The sequence below is a fragment of the Vibrio sp. 1249-1 genome, assembly GCF_033340495.1.
On the sequence record NZ_JAWOWJ010000229.1, the window covers coordinates 1 to 928 of the forward strand.

Annotated in this window: 1 protein-coding gene; it reads left to right on the forward strand. The window is 44.2% G+C overall.

Annotated elements, in window-relative coordinates:
• The coding region (locus R7Z50_RS25455; protein WP_318149470.1) for a YeaH/YhbH family protein at positions 1-894 on the forward strand (894 nt) is incomplete at its 5' end.
• Between the last annotated feature and the right edge of the window lie 34 nt (positions 895-928).

Sequence of the window (928 nt, forward strand, 5' to 3'; positions counted from 1 at the left end):
ATTCTGTTTGAAGACTTAGAGCTACCGAATCTAGAAAAAAATCAAATCGCTAAAATTACGGAATGGAAAACTCACCGAGCAGGTTTCCAAACCGCGGGGATCCCTTCCAACATTTCCGTTATTCGTTCATTGCAGCAGTCGTTAGCTCGTCGAACCGCCATGACTGCAGGCAAAAAGCGACTTCTTAAAGAACTCGAAGACGAGTTGACTCGCATCAAAAATATTGAGCCAGCACAACAACTTGAAGAAAATCGTCTGAAAAAGGAAATCGAAGAACTGCGCAAGAAAATTGAAAATGTGCCGTTCATCGATACTTTCGATTTACGTTTTAAAAACTACGAAAAACGACCAGTCCCTTCTAGCCAAGCCGTGATGTTTTGTTTGATGGATGTGTCTGGTTCTATGGATCAAGCGACCAAAGACATCGCAAAACGCTTCTATGTGCTGTTGTATCTGTTCTTGACTCGCACCTATGAAAACGTAGACGTTGTGTTTATTCGCCACCACACGCAAGCCAAAGAAGTCGATGAACACGAATTTTTCTACTCGCAAGAAACCGGTGGCACCATCGTATCTAGCGCTTTGAAGTTAATGGATGAAATCATCAAAGAGCGTTACCCGGTTGGTCAGTGGAACATCTACGCAGCTCAAGCGTCCGATGGGGATAACTGGGCGGATGACTCACCACGATGCCGAGATTTACTCGTGAATAAGTTGCTGCCAAATTGTCAGTACTATTCTTATATAGAAATCACGCGTCGCTCACATCAAACCTTATGGCACGAGTATGAGAAGCTCACCGACGAGTTTCCAAACTTCGCTATGAAGAATATTCGCTCTGTGGAGGATATCTTCCCAGTCTTCCGAGAACTACTCCAAAAAGAAACGGCGTAAGGAGGCTAGCGATGACTACCGCAACAAAAAACCT